5 protein-coding genes are annotated in these 5,125 nt (G+C 43.4%); 2 read left to right on the top strand and 3 right to left on the bottom strand.

Annotated features, from left to right (window positions below; genetic code table 11):
• Together BCT81_RS24960 and BCT81_RS24965 are read left to right on the top strand one after the other, a co-directional pair.
• Positions 1–566 (top strand): AraC family transcriptional regulator (locus tag BCT81_RS24960; protein ID WP_102426206.1); only part of this gene is annotated, 566 nt, incomplete at its 5' end.
• 83 nt (positions 567–649) lie between these two features.
• Positions 650–2,338, top strand: coding sequence for an AMP-binding protein (locus BCT81_RS24965; protein ID WP_102426207.1), 1,689 nt, complete (start codon positions 650–652; stop codon positions 2,336–2,338).
• A gap of 133 nt (positions 2,339–2,471) precedes the next feature.
• On the opposite strand, the gene BCT81_RS24970 is transcribed toward BCT81_RS24965, so the two are convergent.
• The 3 genes from BCT81_RS24970 to BCT81_RS24980 are packed head-to-tail and all read right to left on the bottom strand — an operon-like array spanning position 2,472 to position 4,929.
• Positions 2,472–3,854: a vWA domain-containing protein gene (locus BCT81_RS24970; protein ID WP_102426208.1), complete on the bottom strand. Its 1,383-nt coding sequence runs from the start codon at positions 3,852–3,854 to the stop codon at positions 2,472–2,474.
• Positions 3,855–3,865: 11 nt separating this feature from the next.
• Positions 3,866–4,423, bottom strand: coding sequence for a TadE family protein (locus tag BCT81_RS24975; protein WP_102426209.1), 558 nt, complete (start codon positions 4,421–4,423; stop codon positions 3,866–3,868).
• A gap of 11 nt (positions 4,424–4,434) precedes the next feature.
• The gene (locus BCT81_RS24980; protein WP_102426210.1) at positions 4,435–4,929 is read right to left on the bottom strand and encodes a TadE family protein; all 495 of its coding nucleotides are present in this window, start codon (positions 4,927–4,929) and stop codon (positions 4,435–4,437) included.
• Between the last annotated feature and the right edge of the window lie 196 nt (positions 4,930–5,125).

Below are 5,125 nucleotides of genomic sequence, written 5' to 3' on the forward strand. Positions count from 1 at the left end.
TTACTATGTCACTCTCAATTTGTGAGAACCTCAATAAGAGAATAGTAATAATCTGTTCAGATCGAGTACCTAATATCATTCGGAATCATAAAAATGTGCTATTTGTTATCGAAACAAACAGTAATCATCTGACCAGCACCTTCGAAGAGTTGAAGAGAAAAACGCAGCATATCTTCGAACCACATTTTGACCTTGACCGAGATACTAATAATAACAACCAACTCCCTACCAAGTTGTTCACATCAGAAGTGGTCAATTTTGTTATGGACAACATCAACAAAGAGATCAAAGAAACGGTGATCGCTGAGAGATGTCATTGTTCTACAACCTACTTTTCTAAGAAGTTTCATCTACACTTTGGAGTAAGCTTTCGCGACTTCGTGTGCGATAAACGAATCTTACTAGCCAAGAAGCTAATCGAAGCGGATACCGAGTCCAAGATAGCTGTCATCTCTTACCAATGTGGATACAAGGATGTGTCATATTTCTCAAGAATCTTCAAGAAAAGAACTGGCGTAACGCCTGCAAGTTACAGACGAGCCTGCACGGATAACAGAAAACGCTAATTTTACTCCCTAAAAGAAAAAATCATGGTACATTTAACATGATTTTAACAAAAATAACTTAGCGAAAAACATGGAGTTAGACAATGATTCAGCCTAACGAGTTTAGCCAAGAACAAGCAACAGCTCTCCCTACACCCAATGATATGATTCTTAAGTGGGCAGAAGAACGCCCAAATGAGGTCTATTTAAAGCAAATTATTAACCGCCAGTTTGTCGAGTTCACGTACAAAGAAGTGGCTGATAAAGCACTAAAACTGGCGTCAGCACTGGAAGCTCTTGGTGCAGAACCCGGCGATCGAGTCGCGCTTATTTCTAAAAACTGTGCAGAATGGTTTATCTGTGACCTTGCCATGATGTTAGGAGATTTTGTCAGCGTCCCAATCTTTCCTACCGCAGGTGCAGATACCATCCAATACTGTATTGAGCACAGTGAAAGTAAGATCGTGATTGCAGGTAAGCTTGATGATCCGAAAGCGACACAACAAGTACTTGATGACACCCCAAGCTTAGCTAGCATCTCGCTACCCTATGATACAGCGCCAAAATGTAAACACACATTTGGTCAACTCATCAATACACATGAACCAACGACTAAACGCCCTCAGCATCACGATGACAAGCTTATGTCTCTTGTTTACACATCGGGTACTTCTGGCTTGCCAAAGGGCGCAATGCTTACGTACGGTGCCTTTACGTGGTCAGTTCAAAGGCTGATCGATCATATCGGTATCCAAAAAGATGATCGTCTGTTTTCTTACTTACCACTTGCCCATATCACAGAGCGTGTCTACATCTTTGGTTCATCAGTAATGGGCGGTGTCGTTACCGCATTCCCAGAATCTTTAGACACCTTCATTGATGATGTGAAGATGCAGCGTCCTACTCTGTTTATTTCTGTCCCTCGTTTATGGACCCTGTTCCAACAGCGCATCCAAGACAAGCTGCCACAGAAAAAACTGAACATTCTGCTGAAAATCCCATTCATTAATAACATCATCAAGAAGAAGCTCGCTGATGGCTTAGGTCTAGATCAAGCTCGCGTTCTGGGCTGTGGCTCCGCGCCAGTATCACCAGCGCTACTTGCATGGTACGAAAGCGTTGGTTTACACATTACCGAAGCATGGGGGATGACAGAGTCTTTCGCTTACAGCACATTAAACTATCCATTTAGAGCGGATAAAATTGGTACGGTTGGTAACGCAGGCCCTGGCATTGAACTAAAGATTGCCGAAGATGAAGAGATTCTAGTTCGTGGTAAAGGTCTGTTCTCTGGTTACTACAAAAATGATATTGCAACGCAAGAGTCGTTTAACTCTGAAGGCTGGCTACACACCGGTGATATTGGTGATATTGATAGCGAAGGCTACCTCACCATTCGTGGACGTAAGAAAGATACCTTCAAAACTGCGAAAGGTAAGTTTGTTGCACCAGTACCTATCGAGAATAAACTCTTTGAGTACAGCCGCGTAGAGATGATGTGTCTGATTGGCCTTGGCTTACCTGGTCCTATTCTGCTTGTTGTCCCGCATGATTTCCCTAACTTCGATCGCGCTCGCTACGAGAGAACGACTAAGCGAGTGATCGAAAAAATGAATGAGAAGCTCGCGTCTCATGAGAAGATCAAGGGCGTACTTATGATCAAAGAACCATGGAGTATTGAGAACGGCGTGTTAACACCAACACTCAAGATCAAACGCCATGTTTTAGAGCAGAAGTACCACGAAGTGGGCCACAACTGGCCAAAAGACAAGTTGGTGGTTTGGGAGGAGTAATCTTCCTCACCTTATATAACTAGCCTCAAATGGTAGGCAGCACTAAGAGGGAGCGAAGGCTCCCTCTTCTTTTTAAGCGCAATCCCTACTCTTTATATCTATTAATCATAAAGTGCATTACTTGCCCAAGAAGCTACAAGGTTAAACGGATAATGACGTCAAGCATCTCATCAAAACAAGGACCTAGCGCCTCCTCATCAACAGCATGACAGTACACACCCTCAAGTTGATTAGGGTCGTAGTCACTACTTAAATCCGGATCATCCAACAACGCACTCGAGTTCGCCATACGTAATAATAAGTCTTCCCCAAACTCACTATCTGGTCCGGTCGCCGATGTAAGCGATGAGCCGAGTCCGAGAGTAAACACATAAATACCTTCAGATCTTGCCGCTTCAGCAATGTCTTCTACAAGGTTACGAGCAACCCTGTTCACCCTTCTATACAAATCATTAGCCGAGTGGCTATCGGGATCATACTGGGCGACAGGACGTACCGAGTGAGTGGGGTTTAGGATATTAAACTCAGTGGCATTCGAATCATGGGTTGTATAGTACTCAGGCATCTCGCTGATGTAATCATCGATATCGCGTCCCTCATAGCCATCAGATAACCTTGTAGCAATGGAGTCATGTCTCCAAAGCCCTCTTGGCGTACCACTCGTGCCATCACTCGATCTTATCGCCCCGGTATGTGTGCCACCACCTTCAAAGTCAAAAGTTGAAGCGAAGGTATTTGGTGCACCGTCGGTAAAAAACACGATCACTTTTAGATTTGCAGGATTTGTCACTGTTCTTAGCTCATTGAGGGCTCGATACATCCCCTCTGATGCATTGGTATATTGTGCATTAGAGGTACTACCGAAATTGAAGCTATCGATCTCAGACTTGATAGTGCTTCGACTATGGCCTCGAGTCGCATTGAACCCCACGGGAACTTCCGACCCGAAAGCAAACTTCACCAATGAAATGCGGTCAAAACCTTCGTGGAAGTTTTCAATAAATGACTTCGACCTATCTATCACATCTTGCGTTACATCACCGATGCTTCCTAACCTCAACGAAGTTGTGTTATCTATCACGAGCACTAAATCAACAGGGCGACGAATCGATTGTGCAGACACACCCGGATTGAATGTATCTAACCCAATCAAAGGTAGAAAAACAGTCGGAACTTGCGCGGTGGCTGAAATATCAATAGAGATATTTCCAAAGGAATCATAAGCGAAATTAACAGCCCCCAAATTAGGGGTTGCTGAATAAAAGTCGGCAGGAATATTCGCTGCAAAGTATTTCTGAGCCGCAGCTCGCCCTGCATCTTCACCATTAGCAACGGCTCGCGCTGCGGCAATGCTCGCCGCATCAACCGCCGCAAACAGTTTCGACTTAACGATATAAGCTCGACCAGCATCAATAGAAAGACCGACGACTAACAGAATAAAAGGCAGTGCGATAACTGACATCAAAACCACTAATCCCCGGCTGTAACGATATTTGTTTCGGGTACCACTATCCATATAGACCTCCCTTACATATATGTTGTGTCGCTCAGGATGTATTCGTCATCAAAAACTCGACTAAAGATAGGCGAATAGTCATAGAACACTTCTACGCTGTAAACGATCTCCCCTTCATCAAGCGCGACGGCTAGATTGTTAATAAGGGGAGGATTATCAGCATCAACATCTGAGCACTCTCCATCGCTTGCCCAATTACTGCAGCTCGACCAAATGGCACTATTTTTACTTAGTCCGTGTTGGTTCCATCGGTATTGGCTTTTAATGTAAGGGGAAGCGTCTTCTTGACCAACTAACTCGGTAATGTAAATGACACCATCCTGAGTCATGTCTAATGTTCCAGATGTGGTGGCGATAATATCCATCACTTCTTGTGGCGTATCGGTATTACTCCGAGAAATAATATTGCCGCCTTCTCGACTGATACTAATAATGGTGTGGTTGGCTTGAATAAGGTGGGTGATATCAACAGCAGCTACGATCAACAACATAAATATTGGCGCAATTAGCGTCATTTCTATCGCTGCAAACCCTTGCTGTACTGCCTTATTTATCTTTTTAGGAAACATCTTTAATCCCCCTAAAAAGCTTCGTTTTTCATTGCTGCACTGACGGTAAATTTAAATTTCCCATCATCCAGCAAAACATACATATAGGGGTTAACGGATGGCCATTCGCAGTCAAGATGGATAGATATAATATCTCCAGAGCCACCAAAACCAGATATCGCGTTTCCATAGACATCTTCAACACGAATATTTTGCACATCCATCACTTTATCGAGCAACCCGCTCGAAGACTGAGAGATCTTCTCTAGTATTGCCGCTTCACGATTACTCGATGCATCAGGGTCTAAATCAGACCGACCAGTGACGGCATACCTTGCCCCCTCTCTTGCTGAGTGTTGCATGGTAAGTTTTACAAACCCATATATGCCAAGGTCAACAACCGTTAAAAAAAGCGCGAAAAAAAGACTTACCACTACCGTAAATTCGATAATAGCAATGCCTTTTATTTGGGATTTGAAATAACCTCGCACCCGATTACGTTTCAAATCCGTTGAAATCGATGCCATACAACACAGCCCCCACCTATTCATTTTTCTACCCTTGCTTCCTGCCCTATAGAAGCAAAGTTCATTTAGAAAAACTTATCTACCACCTATAGGATTGATGTATGAGTTATTCAAGTATCATTCACAGAGTGATATTAGATAAAAGGTGTAGGGATAATATTAATGTTATCCGCCAAGTTTATATTTTATTTTCAGC

The organism is Vibrio sp. 10N.261.52.A1 (assembly GCF_002876325.1).
Classification (GTDB): domain Bacteria; phylum Pseudomonadota; class Gammaproteobacteria; order Enterobacterales; family Vibrionaceae; genus Vibrio; species Vibrio chagasii.

Bases quoted from the DNA above. Each gene is read 5' to 3' on its own strand.
- BCT81_RS24965 (WP_102426207.1), top strand. From the start codon at position 650: ATGATTCAGCCTAACGAGTTTAGCCAAGAACAAGCAACAGCTCTCCCT.
- BCT81_RS24970 (WP_102426208.1), bottom strand. From the start codon at position 3,854: ATGGATAGTGGTACCCGAAACAAATATCGTTACAGCCGGGGATTAGTG.
- BCT81_RS24975 (WP_102426209.1), bottom strand. From the start codon at position 4,423: ATGTTTCCTAAAAAGATAAATAAGGCAGTACAGCAAGGGTTTGCAGCG.
- BCT81_RS24980 (WP_102426210.1), bottom strand. From the start codon at position 4,929: ATGGCATCGATTTCAACGGATTTGAAACGTAATCGGGTGCGAGGTTAT.